Source organism: Serpentinicella alkaliphila (genome assembly GCF_018141405.1).
Lineage (GTDB): Bacteria > Bacillota > Clostridia > Peptostreptococcales > Natronincolaceae > Serpentinicella > Serpentinicella alkaliphila.
Window position 1 is genome coordinate 238,908 of record NZ_CP058648.1, and the last position, 24,520, is coordinate 263,427.

Here is a 24,520-nt window from a genome sequence, read left to right on the forward strand (position 1 = left end):
CGTATTTATAAATAATTTTAATGTTTACTAATTTATTTTAATTGTTAGAATATTTAGTTAAATTTATGTTACAAATAATTATATCAGAATTTATTCGTTTGTCAACGAATAATAGTAAAATATTTTAAATAATAGTTTGTATTATTTCTAATATTTCTCTTTTTCTTTTTTATAGTAATTGACAAAACTAATCTGTTAATTTAAAACCATAAATCATTATATCGTTTTTTTACGAACAATAACTCGTATTTCTATTCTAAGATACGGATTAGTTTTAGTCATAAAAAAACACCCTAAGTTATAACTTAAGATGTTAATGATAATTTTAATTAATCTTTCCAAAAGCCCGGAACTAAAAAGATAATCATTGTGAATAATTCTAACCTACCAAACAACATTAGAAGTGAAAAAAACATCTTGCTCGCTCCAGTAAATTGGCTATATGTGTGAGTAGGCCCGACAAAACCAAATCCAGGCCCAATATTTCCTAGGGTTGCAGCTACAGCACTCATCGAACTAATTAAACCAATATCTTCTAAAGATATTACTAAAGTTCCAACAGCAAAGATAACTAAATATAAAAAGAAGAAACTAATTACACTTGCAATTACATCAGACGTTATCATCTTATCATTTAAAGTTACAGGAATATATGCCTTCGGATGGAGTAACTTTAAGGTTTCTCTTTTTACTAATTTTACTAGTATAAGCAAACGTATTACTTTTATAGACCCTGCTGTAGAGCCTGCGCTACCACCAACAAACATTAAAAAGAATAAAATCCCTTTACTAAAATTAGTCCATTCATCATAATTTGCCGTTGTGTACCCTGTAGTTGTCGTAATTGACGCTACTTGAAATAAGGAATGCTCAAAGGTTTCACTAAATGAATTGTAGATGGAACCACTCATGTTAATAGTTATTAACAATATACTAATTAGCACAATAGCTATATATAACTTAAATTCTGAGTTTACAACTACTTTTCTCCATCTACCCTTATATAGTTCATAATATAACCCAAAATTAACACCTGAAGCAATCATAAATATCGCAATAACATAAGTTATATAACTACTGTTAAAAGCCCCCACGCTCGCATTTCTAGTAGAGAATCCACCGGTTCCTACAGTTCCAAAGGTGTGGATTAAAGACTCATATAAGGACATTCCTCCAAAATACAATAATACTACTTGTAATATAGTTATTCCCAAATATGCTGTGTACAAAATAGTTGCTGTATCTTTAACTCTTGGAACCAGTTTATCCGAAATTGGTCCAGGACTCTCAGCCTTAAAAATCTGAAAACCACCCACCCCTATAGTAGGAAAAATAGCTAGTGTTAAAACTAGAATACCCATCCCACCTAACCAATGGGTAAAAGACCTCCAAAACAGGATTCCTCTCGGCAGCACTTCTATATCATCTATTATTGTTGCTCCTGTTGTTGTCAAGCCTGATACAGTTTCAAAAAAAGCATCTATAAAAGAAGGTATGCTCCCTGATAAGATAAATGGAATAGATCCAAAAACAGATACCAAAATCCAACCAAAAGTTACTATGGTCAAAGCATCTTTTGCTCTAATTCTATTATTCTTTTTCGGAAATCTCGACATAGGAATTCCTACAGCCAGTACTATTAATATGGAATATATAAAAGCTAATCTATCATGACTTTTATCCAATATCGCTATATATAAAGGAAGAACAAATGCTATTGCTTTAAATAGAAGTAGATTTCCCAGTACCTTTATAACTACTCCATAATTCATGTAATAGTCCTCCTTTAACCTTATAAAAATACTTCTCTATATGTGAAATTTCAGATTCCAAGCAAAACACAATCATTCTGTCTCCTGGATATATTATAGTCTTGCCGCTTGGTATTGTAACTACTCCCCTATGGACAACAGCCCCAATAATTATTCCTTGAGGTAAACCAACATCACTTAGTGGTTTACCAACAATATTTGAACTTTCATTAGCGATTAATTCTAATACTTCAGCTTGTCCTCCTAGCAATAATGATATCGATATAACTTTTCCACCTTGGATGAATCTTAAAATCTCACTAGCAGTAATTAATACGGGATTAATAGCTACGTCTATACCTAATCTCTCTATTATTGGTATATAGTTAGGTCTGCTTACTTTCGCTATAACCTTGTTTAAACCATACCTCTTACTTAATAAGGCTAGTAGCAAATTTTCTTCATCAAAACCTGTCAATGTAACCAAGGCATCCATATCTGTAATATTTTCCTCAGTCAATAGGTTAACATCAGTACCATCACCATGAATAACCAATGTATTTTTTAGTTGTTCTACTAAATACTTACATCTTTCTTTATCTCGCTCAACAATCTTAACTGTTACACCATGATTAGTTAATTTTTTTGCTAAATAAAACCCTGCTTTACCACCACCAAGAATTAGAACCTTTTTTGCCTTTTTATGCTCTGTTGGTTTATCCATAGTTTTTAATAATGTATTTATACTTTCTTTTTTTCCTATTACATAAACAGTATCCTGATTTGATAACTCTGTCTCCCCATGAGGTATAATAACCTCACCATCCCTTTGTAACGCCACAATTAATAGAGACTCTGGCATTTTAATTTCCTTAAGTTTTTTTCCGGCAAAGCCTTCATAGCAATAAGCTTTAAAATCTGTCATACTCACTTTACCTTTCGCAAACTCTTCCATATGTAATGCCTGGCCCTTTAGTAAGTATTTAAATATTTCCTTAGCTGTTTCTAAATCCGGATTCGCAACGTAATCTATTTTCATTTCTTCTTTAACAAATTCAATTTGAGTCGAATATTCAGGATTTCTAATACGGGCTATAACTCTTTTCGCTCCCATTCTTTTCGCCATAGTACATATTAGCATATTTGTTTCATCACTATCTGTAACTGCAATAACTAAATCGGTATTTTTAATATTAAATTGTTCTAAAACCGATAACTGCACCCCATTTGCCTTTATACTCAAAACGTCCAGATTGTTATTCACCCGTTCTAAAGCCGATTCATCATTATCAATAATAATAACATTGTTATTTACGTTTGATAAGGATTCCGCTAGCTTATATCCTAATTTACCAGCACCAACAATAATAATTTGCATTTTATCATCCCTTCTAAGGTGTTATAAATGAATGCTATAACTCGACTCCCAATCTTGCGTATAAGTTTGCTTTAAAACATCTAAAGCCTCTTTATCATCATAACTAATTATTACTAAATTGTCTGAGAAACACTCCTCCTTATTCTTTATGCCGGATACTATTAAAAAAAGATTATCTATAATAATGAATTGAGTGTTACACTTCGGATTAATTCTTACTTCACAACTCTTATCCATTTTACTTTGATTCATATATATCAATGAGGACTTATAATATTGTATTTTAGGAATAATAAACTTATATGAAACATTTCTATTTTCATCTGTAAAAAATTCATTAAGTTTTTTTAGTAAGGCTTTATCAAGAAATCCATAAATTAAAATTTCTGCAACACTCTCATTATGTTTAATATACTCAGTAATTTTGTCAAACAGTCCATTACTTCGAATTAAAACTTCCATAGTTCGCCCCCCTTAGTAACATCCTTTATACCAGTATATAACTTTTACCAATTCATTACAATTCACCTTTGTTAATAAAACTAATTTTTATTTATTTATTTCCATTTTATGTATAAATATGTTTAATAGTAACTAATCTGGATATATACAAATAATAGAGCTTAAAGTCAATAAAACGTTCATATATGTATTGTTTCAAAATTCTGAATTTGATATAATATTGAATAACACGGGGGTGAATGCTTATGAAAAATGTCGAAAAAAATGAAATTAATGCATCAATTCTAATTAGAGAACTTAAGCAAGCAAACAACGAGATGAAAAGTGTTATAGAAAGCATTGAACAAATAGCATCTCAAACAAAATTACTTGCTTTAAATTCTGCTATTGAAGCAGCTAGAGCTGGAGAGATGGGAAGAGGCTTTTCAGTAGTAGCTGATGAAATAAAAAAACTCGCTGAAAGAAGTACTGTATCAAACAACCAAAATAAATCTTTAGTAGAAAATATTCAAAACAAGGCAAACGAAGTTATCGCGGTACGTACAATAGACTTATGCTTTGATACTATTGATAAGATTGAAAGAAATCTATTTGAAAGAAATTGTGATGTACAGGCTTGGTCAACATTCGAACCCTTTAAAGCAGCGATCGAAAATAAAACTAAGGAATCAATTGATAAAGCTTCATCCTTATTAACAGAAATTTGGCGTATATATGAAGTATATCATGATATTATACTTTCAGATGCGGAAGGTACTATTATTGCTGTAGCCAAAAATAAAAACTTAGTAAACAAAGATGTATCAACAAAATCCTGGTTTAAAAAGGTTTTACAAGAGAACAATGTAAATGTTACTGATATGTATTACTCAGATAATGTAAATGATTACACTATTTCTTATTCTACGTCAATTAAAAACGACGCAGGAAGAACGATCGGGGTTTTATCTACTCGTTTTAACTGGAACTATATTTACGATATAATTGACAAAGCAAAAATTAGCTCAAATGCAGATATATATTTGATAAATAGTAATGGAATCGTAATTGCCTCAAATAACAAATCTTTAATTTTAAAGGAAGATTTGAAGTTTTTAGAAACTGCAAAACGAGCAATGAATGGTGAGCCTTTAGGATATAAAATTGAAAGCAACAAACTTGGTGTTCAAAGTCTATATGGTTTTGCACACACACAAGGTTATAACTCATATAAAGGAAAAGGTTGGTCTATAATTATTAGAGAACCCTTTTAAAATATGAATACATAAGTTCTTTTATATTAAAGCACATCAATTTAGATTCGGTGTGTTTTTTATATTTCTAAAAAATATTCTCGAAAAAATTAAATTATAGTTGATTAAAAGTAATAATATTTTCTATTTTATTATTATTTTACAAATTATAATAACTCTAAAAAAACAGATAATATTAAAGTAAGATTCAATCTTACAAATAAAATTAATGGAGGTAATTCAATGAAATATACTAATGACTTTAGTTCAATAAACCTAAGTAACTCTACTTCTTCGAAACAAGGTGAGATACAAAAAGTGAGAGAAAACATGAGTAACAATAGTTTATCGAACAGTTATAACAATATGAATACCTCTCAGTTTAATTTGTCAAACTCTAGTTCTGTAAATCAAGGAGAACTACAAAATGTTAGACAAAACATGAATACTAGTAACAACTATTCTAACTCTTCATTTTCAAATGGTATGGGATTAAATAGTTCAAGTTCTGTAAATTCTGCTGAAATACAAAATGTAAAAAACAATATGAAAAATAGTCAAAATAGCCCTTACCAAAGATAGTTCTCCTATATCCTGAGCACAATGTGCTCAGGATACTCATTTTTTTGTGTATTAATAGAATAAGTTTTCCAGTATTTGTTTATAATCTCTATGAAATATATTTTGAGGAGGAATATTTATGAGTGTAAACAATGCAATGACTGCAGACTTTTTACGCTCTGCCTACGGTGGAGAAAGTATGGCCCATATGCGTTATTTAATTTGGGCAGACGTAGCTGATAAAGAAAAAATGCCAAATATAGGGAGACTTTTTAGAGCTATTGCCTATGCAGAGTATGCTCATGCAGATAATCATTTCAAAGTACTCAAAGACCAAAAAGGGGATTTCACCGTACCTGCAGGAGCGATTTTCGGCATAGGTAACACTGTAGAAAATTTACAGGGAGGAATAGATGGGGAATTACATGAGATAGAACAAATGTATCCAGTATATTTAGAAACTGCACGTTACCAAAAAGAAAAAGGAGCAGAAAGAACTTTTCACTACGCTTTAGAAGCTGAAAAGGTACATGCTACTCTATTTAAAAAAGCACAAGACACTGCAAGAGAAGGTAAGGATATGGATGTAGCAACAATATATGTTTGTGAAATTTGTGGTCACACTACTACAGATGGATTACCGGATAAATGCCCAATATGTGGTGCTAAAAGTCAGGCATATAAAGCCTTTGATTAATTTTTACATAAAGTAATGAAGCTACTAGAAAATTCTAGTAGCTTTTTTTATGTAAATAATGAAATGAAATAAGAGAACTAACTATCACAATATTACTAATAGTAATATTATGTACTATACAATATTATTCTAAGGGGGGACCTAACAATGTATACCTATTTATACTATAGCCCAGACTATTGGATACTAAATAATATCTATAGAATTTCAGTTGATATAAACAAAAGATTACTAACACTTTATTTAAATAACAAGATTCACAAAACATACCCTGTTGCAGTTGGCAAACCATCAACCCCTACACCCACTGGAACCTATACTATTAAAAATAAAGCCTTAAATCCAGGAGGTCCCTTTGGTTCTCGTTGGATGGGGCTTAGCATTCCACACTACGGTATACACGGTACAAACAATCCAGCTTCCATTGGCCAGGCAGCATCCAAAGGATGTATTCGAATGCATAATCACAATGTAATAGAATTATATAATATTGTCCCTATAGGTACTGTTGTAAGAATTATATAATAGTCTTAACCTTAAATATAAACGAGCGTCTCATAGAAGGGTCTATTCCACATATTCTTTTGACAAATATAATCTTAAAGCAAAAACAAAAATGCTATTGTAGATAAGTCCCTCACCTTTTCTTTATAATCCAAGAAAAAGCGAGGGGTTTTTATCTCACAATGAAACTATATAAATGTTATGCATTTTAATATCACTCTCAAAAACCCCAGTCATTTATGGTATGGTTTACCACATCGCAGTATCGACAAATAATTTAAAACAAAATACTAAGTCTACACTTTTATTGACGGTTATAACAGCTATAATGTGGGTGATATTGACAAGAGCTTTAATTTCGGCTTTTGGTTTTACTCATCCATCTCAAACTAAGCCATAGGAAGGCTTAATTTCATTACTTGCACTATCCGAACTTTGTATTTGGAATTCCATAATGGTAGTTTGGTATACTAATAGATCTATTTACATAGGTAAAAAGCTGTTTTTCAATATTTTCATTCTTTTTTTTGGGTTATTAGCTTTATGACACAAATAGAAACAGTATTTTTTAATGATGCAATAAAAATGCCTATGCTTATGATAGCTATTACTGTTTTTGTTGGAGCTTTAGTGGAAATTGTAAGTGGATAGTTTGCAGTAAATTTAAAAAGAAAGTTAAAAGGTACTTCTACAAAATAATAATGAGGATATATCCTTAAAAGATAATATACGTAAAATTATACTTATATCCATAATATATATGATTCTTATTTCTTTTTTGGATATTTGATTGCTGTTGTTCTTCAAATTAAATGCGGTTAACTTCTTCGTTTTATTTAATGTTTACTTTAAGACCAATCTTTACATTATTCAACGTACTTAATGGAACATAATCACAATAAATAAGGTTAAGTTATATGTTATTTCGCTTAAATCCATGAACATCTTTAAAGACATCCATGGATTTATTATTATCCTAATTCAATTTCATTTACTGCAAGCATTACTATGTCAGAATCTACTATATTGGCATTTTTGCTATTAGCAATAATAAGACTTGAATTGCATATCTTATTAATAAGTCTTGGTATACCATTTGATGCATTTATTATAGCTTCTAGTGCATTGGCGTTAAAGATTTCCAAAGTAGATTTTGCACCCGAAAGTTTTCCTTTTATATAAGAAAGTGATTCTTCTCTCCGAGACTATCGAGATTATAGTTCATAGTAACTCTTTGTCTTAATGGTTCATTAGCAACTAATCTTAAAGTATTATTAAGCTGAGGCAAGCCTACAAGAATAACTACGGCTCTATCTTTTGAATCCATATCAAAATTAAAAAGCATTTTAAGGTCATTAAGTACAGCATTGTTGATGTAGTTAGCTTCATCTATTATTATTACTGGGGTTATACGTTTCTCAATGGAATACCTGTTTATTTCTGCTTGTATATTTTTAAAGTTGTCTGTTTTTTTATGCATTGGCTCAAGGCCTAGTTCTGATGACAGATGTTTGTAGAACTCACTCACTGTAAGTGTTGACAGTGAAGTATATATAACCTTGTATAAAGAGTTATTAAGCCCATTAACCCTTGACTCCTAATTGCCGTAGTCTTACCCCGTCCTGGACCACCTGTAATTACTCCGAAACCTTTATTGTTTAAAAGATAATTAAGCCTGTAGATTATTTCATTGTATTCAGATGTCTCCACTACGATATCTTTTGTGTTCTTTATGAATGGGTTAAAGTCAAGCCCATATCTGCTAATGTAATCGATCATTTTAATATTTGCCTCCCGTAAATTTTACTTTTTCTCTTTTTATCAGTGAATTTTCCTGCTTATTTAACAGTTTTATAGCCGTAAGTTCACCGGTATGCTTGTCAACTACATAGATTTTACTAAGGTCAGGTGAATACCTTAAGGTAACTTTCTGTTTTGAATAACGATAAGGCCTTATCATACTCAATTTCATCTATCATTACTACGTTATCGGCAGATACACGCCTCTCGTACTCAAGAAGAAATGTTGTTTCAATCAACTCTTCAGGTAATCTTTTTATAAGATATGATTCATTAAAGAACCTATCTTGGGGGCACAACCCGTTAAGAGAACTATGTATGCTCTGATTATAATGATTAACATAGTTTAGTAAGGCTTCACGAAGTTCAAGCAATAGATGAGTAATCACTCATGTTTAGTGAGACATCCATTGATCTTTCAATGTTTTAAACCACCTTTCTACTTTCGCTTTACTGGTTGGAGTGTATGGAGCACAGTAATTTATGGTTGAACCTATCCTTGCAACTAGAAGTTCCATCTGTTTATTTTTATAGCATGATCCATTATCAAAATTTAAAATCTTTGGTCTTCCAAATCTTGTGACAGCTGTTTTCATGATAGACATAAGATTTATGAAGGTATCATTAAAAAAGATATCAATTCCAACAATATATCTTGAAGCATCATCAAGTAGTGCAATGATATAGGTGCGTTTTTTTGTTCCATCTATTTTAATATAAGGACCAACACTACTGTCGCCACACCATACTTCATTTATGTGGGCTCTTTCATATCGCCTCATATCTTTGTTACCTGTATATTTATTTTCAATTTTAATTTGATTTACAAATCTATTGATTGTGGAGAGAGATATATCACCTTTATTTATATGCCATTATCAATTAACTTCTGATGTATTAAAGTTGCAGGTATTCGTGGGTATTCCTTTTTAGAAAGCGAACCTGCTCCATTATATCTTCGTCAATTTTTCTGGGCTGTCCGGTGTCACGCCTTCGTTGTGGAATAAGGGCATCAAAGCCACTTTGCCTATAACTGTAGTACCACCGTTCAAGAGTTGAGGCAGAAATTTTTGTATCTTCACCTCTTGGATTGGTATAGGTTTTTTTAGCCGTATCAGAAAAAAACTCTTTTATACTTTTATCTTCATCGTAGGTTCCACTTACTATTGGAGCGATGATCCCGTATCTAAAAAGCGCAATATTTCTTCTTGCTTCATCATTCATCTTTAAAATCCTCCTTCTATTTAAAGTATATTTAGAGTTTAGAATATAAAAAACAAATGGTAAAACAGGCTTATGTGGTTTTATGTAAATATAATATTTGGTATGCATTTAATCTGCATAAACTGCCGTTTGAATGTAGAAAGACAGTGTCTTATGATGGATACGATATCATCGGCAATAGAAAATCCGAAAGCAGCAAGAGCTTCCTTCCAGTACCTTAAATACATACTGATAACATATCTGATGTTACTTTCATCTATATATTCATTGGTAGTCATAATGGATTCAAATGAATCATTGGAAATATATGCTCTTATAATTGATATATGGTCATTAAGAAGTATTTGGGAGTAAGGAACGATAAACTTAGGGAATATGGCATGCGTCTTGCCACAGCGTTTACATTTCATGCGCAAAATGGACAGTGTAATGAAACCTTCGGGTGTCTTAATAGAACGGTTATAGTAACCATGTTTAATAAGGCAGCCAGACAAGGTACAGGAGCAAGATAATTGGTAGAGGTTTATAGTATCAAGAAATTTATTATATGAAATTTGATTAAATGTATTGATTTTATCTGTAATTAGAGTTATCATAATATTGTTTTATGGGGACAGAAGTTGAATTGTGGTAGAGGAGACTTCTGTCTTTCTTTCTAAATAAATATAGACTGTAATAATAACATAAAAAGGATAACCATTAAATAGGTTGACAAGAATTTAGTCAACTACTTGATGTTTATCCTTTATTTATTTCAAATAGATTTTGTCAATTGAGTTGCACATAAAATGCCGTTCTATAGATTGCTTGCCAGTTCCCGGAAATCAGAAATTAGAGAGTTTACTCAGGCAGCAAAAGAAATACTTCCATTTTTTACACATACGAAAAATCAATTTACACAAGAACCTTCATTGATTATATTCCAAGTATTTAGAGGGTTTTTATGAACGATTATAGACTATACCCTTTTAAAAGGTTTATCTGTTAAGAATAATATAGAGAAACATATACTGGTAGGACTTCTTTTAAGTATCTCCTAGCAACTCCACAATTTGCACCAAATGAATTCATACCTTCAAGTGTAAGATTTGAACATTTTTTTGAGCTATTAATAGAGATTTTCTTATTTGGAGTTATATTAACCTACAACCTAGCTAAGTAGAAACAGCTTTCTACATATACTTTTGACCAATATAATCTCAAAGCAAAATACAATAACTAAGCAAACAAACCTAAACCTCAAAGTAGCTTATACAATAAAAAATAACGCCTAAATCCAGGGCCCCCTTTATCTCGTTGAATGTTGCCTTAGCCAATTCCGTATAACTCATTTAATCGTTTGGCAAATCATTTTTTTTCCAATAATATTAAGGCTTCGACTAGAATGCCATCCTAAGGAGATAAATGCAAAGTACTTCATTATACAGCAGGAGTTATAAATCAACCTCATTAGATCAACAATCATCCCTTGATTCTATTTTTCTTCATGAAATGATAGATGATATATATCCCAATACCGACAGTAATCAAAATAGTTAAACTATCTGAATATCTACTAAGTGTGAAGATGTGATCGCCTAAGAATACATACAGCACCGTCCCTGGCAGCATTCCAATTCCCGTAGCTATTAAGAAATCTAAAAACCGTATATTACTTAAGCCCGCAGCATAGCTTAAAAAATCAAAAGAAATAAAAGGTATTAGTCGACCAATCAAGATTACTTTCATGCCATGTTCTGTACTGATTTCTTGGACTTTAACTATTATAGAATTATTTTTCTGGAACCACCTTTGTACAAAACCCATACCAAGACTACGAGCAAGGTAAAATGTACCTGCAGCACCAAGCATAGCACCGCTCCAAGAAATTATGGTTCCCCCAACGAGTCCAAAAACAACACCATTTGCTCCAGTAATTAAAAATGCAGGTATTGGTGCAACAAAAGCTTGTAATATCATCAAGAGTATACTGACAACCGGTGCGGCTACCCCCCATCTACGAATTATTATAACTACATCGTCTAAAGAACCATAGGAAAGTATATTGTAAAAATTCTTCAAATCATTTCCATAAATGAATCACTGCTATACTCAACAGTGTTAATACAATCGTGATTACAAGTTTTTTATTCTTTATCTTCTGTTTCATCTTCTTCACCTCTCACTATTGCGACTTATACCTCATCTATTAGTGTTTTATTATATTAACATACATGAAATACACTGTACCTTCAGCTAATCAGAAATATTACCTATACCTTATGGTTTGCTATTTAATCATAAATGATTCTTTTGTCCTAATCTTACACAATTTTTCATACCATCTAAAAAACCGTGACTCTTTAACTTGTCACGGTTCTTCCTTACAACTTATTTTAAATCATTCATGTCAATTCCTTTTTTCTTCGCAATATATTTAGGTATCAGTGAAATAAGGAATAGAATTATACCTGCAATTGCAAATTTTACAAGTAATCCTGCTGAGAAACCATTTGTTACTATTTCACCAGCCATATAAGCATAGATGAATGCTCCAGGTGTCATACACAATAACGACACGATAAAGTAAGTGGATAGGTCTATTTTGGTTAATCCATAAGCATAGTTTTGAAATGAGAATGGGAAAACAGGAACCAAACGAGTTAATATTAAAAAACTAGTGCCGTTCTTTTCTACACCATCATCTATTTTTTTGAACATTTGATTTTGACCAATCTTGTCTTCGATCATTCCCCTCGCAACATATTTCGCAACTAAGAATGCCGCCGTAGCACCAAAGGTTGCACCGATAAGAGAAACTACTCCACCTATGATCGGTCCAAAGGCAATTCCACCTACAATTGTAAGCATAGACCCTGGTAACATAAATACACAAGCAACAATAAACACAAATATGAATACCAAGTAACCCCATATGCCAAATGATTTTAAGAATGCTTGCATTGCCTCTACATCCTGTAGTTTACTTACAACACCAGTCTTCCACGCTATAAAAAATCCTGTGGCTATCAGCAATACTACAGCAATGAGCTTACCTGTATTAGACTTCTTTTCTTGTTCGACTACTTCCTTTGCCATTAACCGCACCTCCTATTTAATATAAGATTTAATCCAGGTAGTGGGAGGCCTATAGACCCTCCCACTAATAATGACTTGACTTGATCGCTCCACTTTATAATTCAAATTTACTAGGAAACTCCACTCAATACATGAACAATCAATTCTAAACTTTCTAAACCGTACTGGGATTTAGAGCACTATAATCATCTCTCGCCGGACGTTTTAGTACATTGGGTTATGTACTAATATTAATCTGCTGACTTTCTGATTCAGTCATTGCCTTTCCTTTTACTACACTTATAATGAAGACTTTGTTTGAATATGCGTCATACTTCATTTCTTATTTACTAAGCTGTGTATCCGTTTCACCTCTGGCGGCTTTCAACCACCAATTTGCCAACACATACTAAAGCTAGGGATAATACAATTAATAAAAATCTTTTCATGTACTCTTCAATCTTCTAGTTGTTAAATTTTTAACCACTCTATCCATACAGAAATTTTATTATCTATTTAACTTTTACTACAGTACTTTATTGATGTTTTGTTTAGACTTATATCTGTTTATCCAGCTTTTTATTGGACTTGAAGGTACTCCTGGGAATTCAGTTTTTGAAGTATATACAGGCCCGAATATCAAATCTAATATATGAACTGCTTTTTTGTCTCCCTTAACCATAGATTCCCTACATGCAGCGCAATAAGCAACAACATGGTCCGATTTCATTTCATCCGTTCTTCTCTTCATAACCCGTAATGCCAAATCTGGGTTAGCAGGCACTACCATTCCACCAAAACCACAGCATCTTGTATTCTCCCTGGTATGAGGTGGTTCTTCAACCTTATATCCTAGTTCATTCATAATCCATCGAATTCCATCATGGATTTCTTTTTCATCTCTGGTTGGACAGGAGTCGTGAATTGAAAATACGACATCACTGCTTTTCCCTTTACCGATGGCTTCCTTAGGAAGGCCAATTTGAGGTAATAATGTCCATAATGAAATTACTTTCTGATTCGAGCTATATTGTGACATCGTCTTATAGCATGATTGGCATGCCACTATTATTTCCTCAGCCCCTAAGTTATCAACTTCCTTTTGAAATTCTCCATATCTTTCCTGAAATTTTTTGATTTGACCTAATGCCTTAGTAGGTTTCCCACAACATTTTAGTATCGAGCCAGTTCCTGGTAGCTCTACTTGTAAATATTCAATTACGCTTTTAACAGCTTCAGGATTATATGAAGGTAAACTACATCCTGGTATGAACACTCTCTTTGTTTCAGCCATTGTCATATCCCCCCTTACTCGTTTTTAGCAGTTGCTTTTGTTTTGGCACTAATTTTTGCTGGTTTTGCAATATTGAAAAATTTTGAGAAACCTAATGTCTGATGCATTTCTATTGCACCGTGTCCCTTCATCGGTGACTTACCCCCGTTTGCATTAATCATTAGCTTTCTAACATCAAAGAATCGATCTGCCATTACAAAGTCTTTTGGACAGGCTATTGTACATTGATTACACATATTACATGAATAAGGTATAATAGGGTCTACTTCCCCAGACTTTAATATATTTGCAAATAATTCCTTTGGACATTCACAATAGTCGTTAAGCATTAAACATTCTTTCATACACAGCTTACATTCACATTTTAAACATCTTGATGCTTCTTCTATCGCCTGCTTCTCAGTTAAACCCAAATCAACTTCTACAAAACTTTTTATTCTGTCCTTGGGAGCAAGCTGTTGTGTCTTTACTCTTGGCAAATCTTCAACATCTAAGTTAATATCTGTTTCTAACCAAGTTTTATATGCTCCCTCATATTCTCTGTTCTCCATCATATCTACATTATTTAAATATCTATCTACTGATATGGCAGCTTTTCTACCTTCAGCCATGGCTTCAATTACGATAACGGATCTGCCACTGGCATCTCCAGCTATGCAAACATTTTTCAGTTTCGTTTGAAGTGTAGTAGGATCCGCATTAAACCTTCCACCTCTAATCGTTTCAAGCATTCCTTGAGGAATAAAAGAATTGTCTACCTCCTGACCAACTGCAAATATTACATTATCAACATCTAAAGTTTTCATCATGTTCATATCAAACTTAGGATTGAATTTACCTTCTTTGTCAATAATAGATACGCATTTCTTAATTTCAAAGCCAAAAACCTTACCATCTTTTCCAATTATTTGTTCTGGTCCAAAGCTATCATGAATAATAACACCTTCTTCTTCAGCTTCTTCTATTTCCCAATCATGGGCAGGCATCTGTTCCTTTGGCTCTAAGCATACAAGATGTACTTCTTCTGCACCAACTCTTCTAGCACTTCTTGCAACGTCTATTGCAACGTTACCTCCACCTATAACGGCTATTTTCTTGCCTATTTTAAACTTTCTCGTTAAGCTAACTTCTCTTAAAAAATCAACTGCATTTGAAACTCCCGTAAGATCATGTCCTTGTACGGGAATTACCACACCTTTATGAGCGCCTACAGCAATAATTACTGCATCGAACTTATTTCTTAATTCCTCAAAGGAAATGTCCTTACCTATTTCAATACCTAGTTTTATTTCTACGCCTAGTTTAGTAAGAAAACTATATTCAAAGTCAATAATATTTCTAGGTAATCTATATTCTGGAATACCGACTCTCATCATCCCCCCTACTACTTGAAGCTTTTCAAATATTGTTACATTATAACCTTTCTTTCTTAAGTCCAATGCAGCTTGAGCACCTGCAGGACCTGCTCCAATAATAGCGACCTTCTTAGACTTATCAGGATTTTTACTAAGATCCCAATTACTTTCGTTGTCATACTTATCAGCAACAAATCTCTTTAAGGCAGCGATGGACATCGGCTGTCTAAATAACTCCCCTCTCTTACAGTTTTCTTCACACGGATGGGCACAAATTCTTCCTAAAGACCCGGGCAAAAAAAGCTTTTCTCTTATTCGTCTAATTGCTTCTTCATGCTTGCCTTCACAAATAAGATTTACATAACCTTTTACATCTGTATGCATAGGACAAGTAGCTTCACAATAAGCGGGTGCATCTCCCATGCAATCATCCACAATATCTTTCATCTTATCTAAGACTTCTTTTGGATATGTAAACTTCTTCACAACTATACCCCCTTTTCCACAATTTAAAATTTTCGATTGCATCACTACGTTTATTTAACGCTATTCAATTTATTGGATATTATTATAATACAGATATTTGCATTAACATTAACAGATATCATTCATAGAATATAATAATGTGTATGTGGTATAATGGAATTGTTAGAATTAAAACTTGTTAAGGTGAGTTAACCATTACTAAAATTTATTATTGTTAAATATTAAACAGTACTTCTATGTTAATTATAATATAAAGCCTGTTAAATGTTTAATAAGTGTTCATTATAACATGAGTTATGCAGTTGACTCCATATACTGGGAATTTTGCACAGTAAACCAACCTAACAATAAATTCTTCGGCCAAAATTTATCAATAAGTCTTGCAAATTGCCTAACTTCTGTGTCAAAATGTACTTGTATAGTTTGAAAGCATTGCTGTGCTTTTATAACGATACGGTATGTGGCGTTGAAAAAGTTTCGGACCATTTCGCCGTGGGTGAAGCCTTCTTGACGCCTTTATTATTGAGTTCCCATCTTGCATAGACAAGTAAAGTTTTCTTTGTAAAAATGAGCTCAATATGGGCGTAATGATGACTTTCCGACGTTGAGTGGCAAGAATTCAACCCCAGTTCTTGTTTTGCAGTTCTAAAAAAAACCTCAATGCTCCAACGCTTAATATATGCATCTAAAGCTTCTTCAGGATTATCGACCCTATTACTAATCAAAAGGTAAGCCCCACGATATGTAGCCGCAACCTCTTTGTTTTTCTCAAATTCATCCTTCATCATTTCAGTATCTTCTTTGAGTCTTGTAGCTACAACTGCCGCAATAGGCGTATAACGATACTTAGTTACTACTTTACCCTGCTTTCCAACTAAACGGTAGGGTAACTTGATATAAATATTAGGTATGGATATAGCACTTACTTTATCTTTTAGACCACTAATAAGAAGTTTGAAAAAAACTTCTTTAATAAGCATTGAAGGCTTTACAGGGATAAAGCGTTCTCGGCCTGTAATATTCTCAATTTCTTTTCGATAAAAGTCAGTATTACGTTTTGCCTTAGTAACCCAATCATATTGATGATCTGTGAGCCAATTAAAAAAGTCTTTGCATAAAAACCCGGCGGTCCATGGCAACCCATAGTACCCCTGTGTAAATCCGGCGAATATCCATTAGCATTTCTTTTGAAAGATCTATTTTTGTCTGTTTTTCATCGCTATTTTCTACCTTACGCCAAATACGCCAAAACAATGGATATTTAAGTCCGTTCTTTAATACAACAGTTGTAGCAACTATATTCATACACCAGATATTTATTTTAATGGAGCTATCATATAACCAACAAAGGAAAGGGATTTTCTTTCCATGGGCATGAGCCACCTTTGTATCATCAAGTACAATAACATCTCCTTCAGTAAATGCAGTTTCTTCTTCTTGTTGTAGTCTTTGTACTCTTTTAAAACTAAATAAACCCCAATTATAATCAGTTGTAAAAAAGCGGCTAAAGGTATATTGAGCCATTTTAAGATTCCGAAACATCGGTTGTAATAAGCTATCCTTAGTAGCATAATCAGAAATACGTGAGACAGAATTTTTATTAGCAATAAGTCCTACCACATAAGCAAAAGCAATAAGCCAAGTGGGTACACCATTACGTTTTACAATACCCGATTGCGTAAGCAGAAGTGAAAAATCAAATTTATCCCAAATTGCTTTTAAAACTGGCGTTCCGCCCCCATTTCCTTGTTGTAAATTTCTATATTTCGGTTTCCCAAGAGTCATATTTATCACCCATTCATCAAGAGTAATGGCTATTAATACCATTCACTTTGATTATTGGGGCGGGTTTAAAAAGTCAAGTCTTTTTTGCTATTTCAAGACATATAAAACAAAAATATTTTTTAGTATATTATAATATACGATACATCAGTCTTATTTACATTTATTTACACGAACTGCATAACTCATGATTATAATACATAATAGTTATTTATTGTAAAATGTATGGTATAATAAATTACTGCTACTTTATATCCAGCATCGGTCTACAGATAAAACTGACATGGTGGGTGATTATATGAATCTTCAGTATATGAAAGCATTTTATGTAACCGTAAAGGTAAATAGTATTTCAAAAGCTGCAAAAATTCTTCACCTGACTCAACCTGGCTTAAGCATGCAAATCCAAGCTTTAGAAAAAGAGCTTCAGGTAAGCTTGCTCAACAGAAGTAACAAAGGAGTAGAGCTAACTGACGCCGGGAAAGTTGTCTTTGATTATGCTACAACAATACTTTCATTAAAAGATAATATTGAACGGGATTTAGAAAGCTTAAAGACTGACAAGAAAAGCCTACTCATTGGCTCTTGTAAAGCCTTAGGAGAATATGCCCTGCCATGCAGTATCTATGTTTTTAAGCACAACCATAAGGATGTAGATATTAATATTGAAATTAGCAATACTGCAAATGTTGCAGAGAACATCATTAATAAGACCATTAACATAGGTATACTCCATGGCATTGTGAAAAGTAAGGGACTATGTATAGAAAAAATTACCTCAGATAGACTTCTTCTTGTTACATCACTGCCTTTGGTAAAGAACGAAGTTAGCTTAGAAGATTTTAAGCGCCTTCCACTAATTTTTAGAGAAAATGGTTCAGGTACAAGAAAAACAATTTTAGATGCCTTAACTCCATTTAAAATTGGCTATGAAGATCTTAATATTATTTATGAGCTAAACTCTATGGAAGCTATTAAGACATCTGTTCTATCAGGAAAAGGAATCTCTTTTATCCCAGAGCTAACTATAAAAAGAGAGTTAAAGGATGGACTCCTGAAAGAAATAAAAATTGATAAGCTAGATTTAATAAGCGATTTTTATTTAGCATATAATCCTGACCATTACATCATTAACTATGAACAGGAATTTATTCATTTCATCAAATCTTCAAAACGGGGTTTCTGCTAATAGAACTCTTATCCTTTGTATTCATAATTACAAGTATTGATAAAAACAATAATAGCAACACCCACGATATCTTCTATATCATAGGTGTCTGGTGCTAGAATATAAATAGTACAAGTAGAAAGTGGAAAATTCCAAAAATAAAGTTATAATGAAATTAGTGAAAGATGGAGGAATAGACATGAGTAAACAGTATACAAAAGAATTTAAAGAGGATGCAGCTAGGTACTATTTAGAGCATAAAGACTTAGGATTAATGGTTTGTGCAAAGAATTTGGGGGTAAGTAGAACAGCATTATCAGCTTGGGTAAAAGAATCAAAGTCAAATAATGGTGAGGTGCCTACGAGAGGATCTGGTAATTACCAAAGTGATGAAGCTAAAGAAAATGCAAGACTACGTAAAGAGTTAAGAGATGCGCAGGATGCATTAGAAATACTAAAAAAGGCAATCAGCATTCTGGGAAACTAACAGAGGCTCTCTTTATAGAAACATCCCAAAAGGAAGATGAATTAAATGGAGAGGGAAAACGCCGGCTTAATGTTAGCGGAGTGCTTAAAATACTAGGCGTTTCTAGGAGTGGTTATAATTCTTTTAAGAAAAGGATTCCTTCAGATATGAATAAGAGAAAAGAATATATAAAGGTTCAAATTAAGCAAATACATGATGAGTCTTATCAGAACTATGGAGCTCCTAAAATAACACAGCTTTTACAACAAAATGGAGAAACCATATCAGAAAAAACAGTAGGTAACTATATGAGAGAAATGGGAATAAAAGCCCAATATGTAAAGCCATATACGATTACAACAATAGATTCGAATTTTAGTGAGGAACTTACTAATATATTGAATAAGGAATTTAACCCATCCGAACCAAACGCAGTATGGTATTCTGATATTACATATATTTGGACCTATGAAGGGTTTGTATATTTAACTAGTATAATGGACCTGTATTCAAGAAAAATAATATCTTGGGTGCTTAGTACTACCCTAGAAGCAAAATGGGTAATAGAAGCAATTAATAAAGCCAAGGCATCACGGAATATAAGTAAACCATTAGTTATGCATTCAGATCGCGGGGTGCAATATACATGTACAGCATATCAAAAATCTACAGAAAAATTTATAAATAGTTATTCTAGGAAAGCTAATCCATGGGATAATGCATGTATAGAATCATTCCATGCATTAATTAAAAGAGAGTGGATAAATAAATTCAAGATATTAGATTATAATCATGCATATCGATTGGTTTTTAACTATATAGAAGCATTTTATAATACAGTAAGAATACATAGCCATTGTGGATATTTATCTCCAAATCAGTATGAAGCTGAATATAACAAGGAGCTAAGCAAATTATACCAAGAAGCGAGTTGACATAATGTTGAATGATGAGAATATTAAGAAAATCCTAATTTAACTTGTACTTTTTCTTGACATAGTACCAGTCGCTATTAAATATTTACCTTGAAGTAGTCTTTCAAAAGATTCTTCATGAAGTATATATCTAAATACTCTTGTATCTTTCTAAATGTGTCCATATTTTTTATTTCCTTATCAGGCTTTTGATATTCCAGCCACGCATAGGCACACCAGGATAATGCCCTTAGGTAGAGATAAGGGTTATAAAGGCGTACCCTTTCTTTTATATGGCGGTCCTTCCCCTCTAAATTTTCAATATAGGTTCTGAAGAATGTATTTTTTTCCTCTTCACTTAATAAATAGTTTGCTTTCCATAAAGTAGTGGTAGGTGCAAGAAATTGTGACAAGTCTTGACATGGGTCACTAATAACAGGCTTTTCCCAGTCTATCAAGTAGTTATTTTTAGGGCCTATGATAAAATTATGGGAATTAACCTCTGTATTGTTAATAACAAGCCATTTGTTATCAGCAAAATATCTTTCTCTATCTTTATTTTGTTGAGCCCAATCTAAAAACATTTCAAAGAATATCTTTAATTTTTTATCTGGCTTTGGAGATTTTAAATATTCCCTTAGTAGTCTACTTCCTTCATCAATTCTATCCGTAAATACGTTATGTTCTGTTATGAAATTATTTTTTATACTATTTACATCTATCGAATGAATTCTTGAAAATACCTTTGCTGCTTTCTTCAGATCTTTATCATATTCTAAAGGTCTGCCTTCTAGATATTCCATAATCAATATCCCATAATCAAAGTAGGATTTCGTATCATCTACAAAGAATACCTTTGGGGTCACGCTGCTTGATTCCAATGACTTAAGGGCATTATATTCATATTTTATTTGATTTTCCAATTCTAGCTGACTTCCTGTGTTTACCCTAAAAACATACTTATTATTTTTATCTTCTAAGGTGAAATTTATATTATACTCACCTTGAGCCAAAAACTTTACTTTAAAATGATTCTCTATTGTAAGATATTTTCGCAAATCATTTGCCTTCACATAATCTCTTATTTTAACCTCTAATGTATTTATTAGCATTGTATTTATCACTCCATAATTTATTTATAAAAGTTATGGTATTAGTTGGTAATGTCTTGTCTTTGAAGTAACCAACATCTGCCCTTTGCTTCAAGTCAAACAAATCCTCTTTTGTGTCTATGTCTCTATGCTTATATGTTAGAGCTAGCTTTAAATCCAAATTATTTACAATATCGATGGTTCCTTCTAACACAGACTCATTTCCCCATTTAAGTTTATTACTAAAAATACCCCCATTATATTTCTTTATGCCGATAAAGTAGTAGCCTCCATCCAATGTTGGACCTAGAACTACATCACTTTTCTCTAGCTTATTAAACGAGTCCTTAATTTCATAGGGTTGTATATACGGGATATCCGCTCCCATCAAGCAGACTTTTTCATATCCTTTTTCAAAAACATATCTAAAGGCATTAGACATTTTTTTACCCAGGTCATCTCCTACCTGTGGAAAGCACCGAACAGTTTCTGGCACCATATCCTTAATTAATCCAAAAGCTTGTTCTGGCGTATAGGTAAGGAAGATTTGAATATCATCATTTATAAAACTAAAAATTTTAAATAAGTCCATTAAAAAGCATTTGTGTAATTCAGCGCATTCGTCTCCCGTTAGGATCTCCATTAATCGAGTTTTTGTACACCCTGGAATCGGTACCCTTGTCATGAGTATTAATGCTTTCACTACCTCACCTCCCTATACATTTTGCTAAGTTTTGAAGGAGGAACACCTAGAACATACAATAACTTTATTTTATGCATAAATAAAAGGGTTCGTAGTTGACCTCCATTTTGAAACCTTCTTGCAGAGGTTCCAATTGGAATACTCAGAATCTTAATTTTCCCACTTTTAAATAGTCTCTTGGATAGCTCCCAATCTTCCATTAACTCTATGTTTGGATATCCTCCTAGTTCTAAAAATACGTCTTTTCTAACAAAAATTCCTTGGTCTCCAAAATAAATTCCGAGATACTTTGCCCGTATATTTGATGTTGCTGCTACAAACTTCATAAATATAGTATCATAGTCATAAAAATAAAGAGAAAATCCTCCGCCTGTATATCCACTCTTTATAGATTCTTCAATAGCACTTAATGCTTCTACGTTTATTATAGAATCTGAATGAACAAACCATAATATATCTCCATTTGATTCTTTTGCGCCACTATTCATTTGTTTAGACCGACCCTTTTCGCTATGAATGACCCTTCCATATTTAGACGCAATGGCTACAGTATTATCCGTACTCCCTCCATCTACAATGATGATTTCCTTTTCCCCACCTAACAGGGTGACTTGTTCTAGTATTCCTCTAACTTTTCTCTCTTCATTTAATACTGGGATAATAATTGAAACCATAGTGATACCTCGTTTCAGAAAAAAGTGACTACTGTATATATTATTGTAAATTACAAATGCACCATCAACATTTACATAAGATGATACCAGATAAAGAGAATGGGTCCCTTTGTCTTATGACTCATATGATTTTAAAAGACTTTCAATAAAGGATTAAACACCAATCCTTATCTATTAAACAGGGAACAAGACTGATCTATTCGTATCGAATAGTACGGTAACCACATCTCCTATTTGATATGGAGAAGGAAAAGGGATAGTAGTATTCAACTTGATTTTGGTTTCATTATGCTCTAGTCTAGCGCTATAGTTTTCTCCCTGATAGCTAAGGTCGCAGATTCTAAAATTCTTATTACCATTTGACATTATTTGGACTGCCGAAGGACGAAACATTACCTCATATAAACCGTCTGGCTTATCCACACTAAATGAGATAATTTCACTTTGGAAAATATGATCTTTCACAATACCATCTATATAAATTACATCACCGAAGTAATCTGCCACTTGACGACTGACAGGTGATTCAAAAATTTTCTCAGGTGTATCATACTGTAGAATTTTACCGTCCATCATCAGTGCTACTTTATCGGACATGGTTAGCGCTTCATGTCGGTCATGAGTCACCAAAACTGTGGTGATTTTAAACTCCTTCTGTAGCTTTAACACAAGACTGCGCATCTCTTTCCTAAGATTTACATCTAGGCTAGAAAAAGGCTCGTCTAATAACAGTACATTTGGCTTTGCGGCCAGGGCTCTTGCAAGGGCTACCCTTTGGATCTGCCCCCCTGACATCTCATAGGATCTGCGATTTTCAAAACCAGTAAGTTGTACTTTCTCCAACAATTCCGATGCAATCTTCAGATATTCTTCTTTGGATACCCCACGCATTTTTAATGGGAAGCTTATATTTTCCACTACCGTCATATGCGGGAATAGACGGAAATCTTGAAATACAATAACGGTGCCTCTCTTGTGACACGGCAATTTATCTGCAGATTTTCCATCCAGTATAACAGATCCCCTCGTTTGTGGTATGATCCCAGCAATTGTTTTTAAGAGGGTGCTTTTACCACAACCTGATGCTCCTAAAAGAGAAACAAAGATACCTTCTTCCACTGTGAGGCTAATAGATTTTAAAATTTCCTTCCCGGAAAGAGACACAGAAATATTTTGCAAAGAAAGTTCCAATATGTTTCCTCCTTTACTCCTTTTTATGATGCCAGAAGGCAAATTTCTTAATACAGGCTTCTATCACCACGAAAACTGCCAAAGTAGACAGTACAAATAGTAAAGCATATGCAGAAGAGATTGTGCGGTCACCACTCTGGATAAAGGGTACCATCATGACAGCGAAGGTTTTGACACTGCCACCTCCAATCATCAGCGTTAAAAAATACTGACTGAATGAGATAATGTAACCGATACTGATAGAGGCCATAAACCCCGGTAAAAGCAGGGGGAATGTCACATGAGAAAAAGCTTGTCTTGGTGCAACACCCAATACATGGGCCTGAACTTCTAGACTATCTCCTAAAGAACTGGTGATGTCAATCATAATATTAATTGTATATGGCAATGCATAGATTATATGTACCAAGATAACGCCAATTATACTATCTGCAATTCCCATTCGAATGAATACCACGTGTATGCCCATGGCGAATACCGTTCCAGGCACAATAATTGGTAAAACACTACCAAAAGAAAGAAATTTCTTACCCATAAAGTCATAAAATACCAGCGCTCGTGCAGTCATTGTACCAACTACTGCCGCAAGTACTGCAACAACTAATGAAAGTCCAATACTTGAAAACAGTACGGACATCACTCTAGAATGAGGTCCGAACAATTCTTCAACAGCTCGCATAGAGAACCCTTCTGGTATAAGACTAGGCCAATGCCACCGACTAACAAAACT

General features: G+C 33.0%; 29 protein-coding genes. 7 read left to right on the forward strand and 22 right to left on the reverse strand.

What is annotated here, in order from left to right; all coding sequences use genetic code 11:
- Positions 1-329: 329 nt before the first annotated feature.
- The 3 genes from HZR23_RS01380 to HZR23_RS01390 are packed head-to-tail and all read right to left on the reverse strand — an operon-like array spanning position 330 to position 3,591.
- The gene (locus HZR23_RS01380; protein ID WP_132847809.1) at positions 330-1,772 is read right to left on the reverse strand and encodes a TrkH family potassium uptake protein; all 1,443 of its coding nucleotides are present in this window, start codon (positions 1,770-1,772) and stop codon (positions 330-332) included.
- Positions 1,723-3,129, reverse strand: coding sequence for a Trk system potassium transporter TrkA (trkA, locus tag HZR23_RS01385; protein WP_132847810.1), 1,407 nt, complete (start codon positions 3,127-3,129; stop codon positions 1,723-1,725). The genes HZR23_RS01380 and trkA overlap by 50 nt, the downstream gene beginning before the upstream one ends.
- A 21-nt stretch (positions 3,130-3,150) precedes the next feature.
- Positions 3,151-3,591: a hypothetical protein gene (locus HZR23_RS01390; protein WP_132847811.1), complete on the reverse strand. Its 441-nt coding sequence runs from the start codon at positions 3,589-3,591 to the stop codon at positions 3,151-3,153.
- A gap of 245 nt (positions 3,592-3,836) precedes the next feature.
- On the opposite strand from HZR23_RS01390, the gene HZR23_RS01395 reads away from it, so the two are divergent.
- From HZR23_RS01395 to HZR23_RS01410, 4 genes are all read left to right on the forward strand, one after another.
- Positions 3,837-4,844 carry a methyl-accepting chemotaxis protein gene (locus HZR23_RS01395; protein WP_132847812.1) on the forward strand — a complete coding sequence of 336 codons (1,008 nt, stop codon included), beginning with the start codon at positions 3,837-3,839 and terminating at the stop codon, positions 4,842-4,844.
- Between the two features lie 222 nt (positions 4,845-5,066).
- Positions 5,067-5,405: a hypothetical protein gene (locus HZR23_RS01400; protein ID WP_207667843.1), complete on the forward strand. Its 339-nt coding sequence runs from the start codon at positions 5,067-5,069 to the stop codon at positions 5,403-5,405.
- Between the two features lie 118 nt (positions 5,406-5,523).
- Entirely contained in the window at positions 5,524-6,081 is a 558-nt protein-coding gene (locus HZR23_RS01405; RefSeq protein WP_132847813.1) for a rubrerythrin family protein, read from the forward strand.
- 147 nt (positions 6,082-6,228) lie between these two features.
- A complete protein-coding gene (locus tag HZR23_RS01410) occupies positions 6,229-6,606 on the forward strand; it encodes a L,D-transpeptidase (RefSeq protein ID WP_132847814.1) in 378 nt (125 codons plus the stop codon).
- Between the two features lie 950 nt (positions 6,607-7,556).
- Here the strand turns inward: HZR23_RS01410 and HZR23_RS16745 are convergent.
- The 14 genes from HZR23_RS16745 to HZR23_RS16780 form a co-directional block, all read right to left on the reverse strand.
- A complete protein-coding gene (locus tag HZR23_RS16745; protein ID WP_249536722.1) occupies positions 7,557-7,730 on the reverse strand; it encodes a hypothetical protein in 174 nt (57 codons plus the stop codon).
- 29 nt (positions 7,731-7,759) lie between these two features.
- The gene (locus tag HZR23_RS16750; RefSeq protein WP_249536723.1) at positions 7,760-8,113 is read right to left on the reverse strand and encodes an ATP-binding protein; all 354 of its coding nucleotides are present in this window, start codon (positions 8,111-8,113) and stop codon (positions 7,760-7,762) included.
- Positions 8,110-8,364 carry a DEAD/DEAH box helicase family protein gene (locus tag HZR23_RS01420; protein ID WP_213050303.1) on the reverse strand — a complete coding sequence of 85 codons (255 nt, stop codon included), beginning with the start codon at positions 8,362-8,364 and terminating at the stop codon, positions 8,110-8,112. The genes HZR23_RS16750 and HZR23_RS01420 overlap by 4 nt, the downstream gene beginning before the upstream one ends.
- A gap of 125 nt (positions 8,365-8,489) precedes the next feature.
- Positions 8,490-8,774, reverse strand: coding sequence for a hypothetical protein (locus HZR23_RS16755; RefSeq protein WP_249536724.1), 285 nt, complete (start codon positions 8,772-8,774; stop codon positions 8,490-8,492).
- 6 nt (positions 8,775-8,780) lie between these two features.
- The gene (locus HZR23_RS16760) at positions 8,781-9,167 is read right to left on the reverse strand and encodes a DDE-type integrase/transposase/recombinase (protein ID WP_249536725.1); all 387 of its coding nucleotides are present in this window, start codon (positions 9,165-9,167) and stop codon (positions 8,781-8,783) included.
- 115 nt (positions 9,168-9,282) lie between these two features.
- On the reverse strand, positions 9,283-9,609 hold the full coding sequence (locus HZR23_RS16765; protein WP_249536726.1) for a hypothetical protein: 327 nt from the start codon (positions 9,607-9,609) through the stop codon (positions 9,283-9,285).
- Positions 9,610-9,689: 80 nt separating this feature from the next.
- Positions 9,690-10,205, reverse strand: a complete 516-nt coding sequence (locus HZR23_RS17950; protein ID WP_408641295.1) for a DUF6431 domain-containing protein — start codon at positions 10,203-10,205, stop codon at positions 9,690-9,692.
- Between the two features lie 865 nt (positions 10,206-11,070).
- Entirely contained in the window at positions 11,071-11,568 is a 498-nt protein-coding gene (locus HZR23_RS01430; protein ID WP_165913801.1) for a TVP38/TMEM64 family protein, read from the reverse strand.
- A gap of 411 nt (positions 11,569-11,979) precedes the next feature.
- Entirely contained in the window at positions 11,980-12,687 is a 708-nt protein-coding gene (locus HZR23_RS01435; protein WP_132849853.1) for a TVP38/TMEM64 family protein, read from the reverse strand.
- Positions 12,688-13,192: 505 nt separating this feature from the next.
- Positions 13,193-13,960, reverse strand: a complete 768-nt coding sequence (locus tag HZR23_RS01440; protein WP_132849852.1) for a (Fe-S)-binding protein — start codon at positions 13,958-13,960, stop codon at positions 13,193-13,195.
- Between the two features lie 14 nt (positions 13,961-13,974).
- Positions 13,975-15,801, reverse strand: coding sequence for an FAD-dependent oxidoreductase (locus tag HZR23_RS01445; RefSeq protein ID WP_207667952.1), 1,827 nt, complete (start codon positions 15,799-15,801; stop codon positions 13,975-13,977).
- Between the two features lie 294 nt (positions 15,802-16,095).
- Complete coding sequence (locus tag HZR23_RS16770; RefSeq protein ID WP_249536727.1) at positions 16,096-16,287, reverse strand: hypothetical protein; 192 nt, start codon at positions 16,285-16,287, stop codon at positions 16,096-16,098.
- Positions 16,245-16,940, reverse strand: coding sequence for a transposase (locus HZR23_RS16775; RefSeq protein ID WP_249536728.1), 696 nt, complete (start codon positions 16,938-16,940; stop codon positions 16,245-16,247). The genes HZR23_RS16770 and HZR23_RS16775 overlap by 43 nt, the downstream gene beginning before the upstream one ends.
- Entirely contained in the window at positions 16,900-17,628 is a 729-nt protein-coding gene (locus HZR23_RS16780) for a hypothetical protein (protein WP_249536729.1), read from the reverse strand. The genes HZR23_RS16775 and HZR23_RS16780 overlap by 41 nt, the downstream gene beginning before the upstream one ends.
- A 253-nt stretch (positions 17,629-17,881) precedes the next feature.
- Here HZR23_RS16780 and HZR23_RS01455 point away from each other — a divergent pair, with 253 nt between their 5' ends.
- The 3 genes from HZR23_RS01455 to HZR23_RS01465 all read left to right on the forward strand — a co-directional run bounded on the left by HZR23_RS01455 (position 17,882) and on the right by HZR23_RS01465 (position 20,152).
- Positions 17,882-18,772, forward strand: a complete 891-nt coding sequence (locus tag HZR23_RS01455) for a LysR family transcriptional regulator (protein ID WP_132849918.1) — start codon at positions 17,882-17,884, stop codon at positions 18,770-18,772.
- 178 nt (positions 18,773-18,950) lie between these two features.
- On the forward strand, positions 18,951-19,238 hold the full coding sequence (locus HZR23_RS01460) for a transposase (RefSeq protein WP_213050260.1): 288 nt from the start codon (positions 18,951-18,953) through the stop codon (positions 19,236-19,238).
- A gap of 14 nt (positions 19,239-19,252) precedes the next feature.
- Positions 19,253-20,152, forward strand: a complete 900-nt coding sequence (locus tag HZR23_RS01465; protein WP_249536763.1) for an IS3 family transposase — start codon at positions 19,253-19,255, stop codon at positions 20,150-20,152.
- Between the two features lie 77 nt (positions 20,153-20,229).
- On the opposite strand, the gene HZR23_RS01470 is transcribed toward HZR23_RS01465, so the two are convergent.
- From HZR23_RS01470 to HZR23_RS01490, 5 genes are all read right to left on the reverse strand, one after another.
- The gene (locus HZR23_RS01470) at positions 20,230-21,243 is read right to left on the reverse strand and encodes an aminoglycoside phosphotransferase family protein (RefSeq protein WP_132848317.1); all 1,014 of its coding nucleotides are present in this window, start codon (positions 21,241-21,243) and stop codon (positions 20,230-20,232) included.
- Positions 21,218-21,925, reverse strand: a complete 708-nt coding sequence (locus HZR23_RS01475; RefSeq protein ID WP_132848318.1) for a TIGR04282 family arsenosugar biosynthesis glycosyltransferase — start codon at positions 21,923-21,925, stop codon at positions 21,218-21,220. Before HZR23_RS01475 ends, HZR23_RS01470 begins: the two co-directional genes overlap by 26 nt.
- The gene (locus tag HZR23_RS01480) at positions 21,925-22,599 is read right to left on the reverse strand and encodes a TIGR04283 family arsenosugar biosynthesis glycosyltransferase (RefSeq protein ID WP_132848319.1); all 675 of its coding nucleotides are present in this window, start codon (positions 22,597-22,599) and stop codon (positions 21,925-21,927) included. The genes HZR23_RS01475 and HZR23_RS01480 overlap by 1 nt, the downstream gene beginning before the upstream one ends.
- 174 nt (positions 22,600-22,773) lie before the next feature.
- On the reverse strand, positions 22,774-23,790 hold the full coding sequence (locus tag HZR23_RS01485; protein WP_132848320.1) for an ABC transporter ATP-binding protein: 1,017 nt from the start codon (positions 23,788-23,790) through the stop codon (positions 22,774-22,776).
- A 13-nt stretch (positions 23,791-23,803) separates the two neighbouring features.
- Positions 23,804-24,469, reverse strand: a complete 666-nt coding sequence (locus HZR23_RS01490; protein ID WP_243098213.1) for an ABC transporter permease — start codon at positions 24,467-24,469, stop codon at positions 23,804-23,806.
- Positions 24,470-24,520 lie beyond the last annotated feature (51 nt).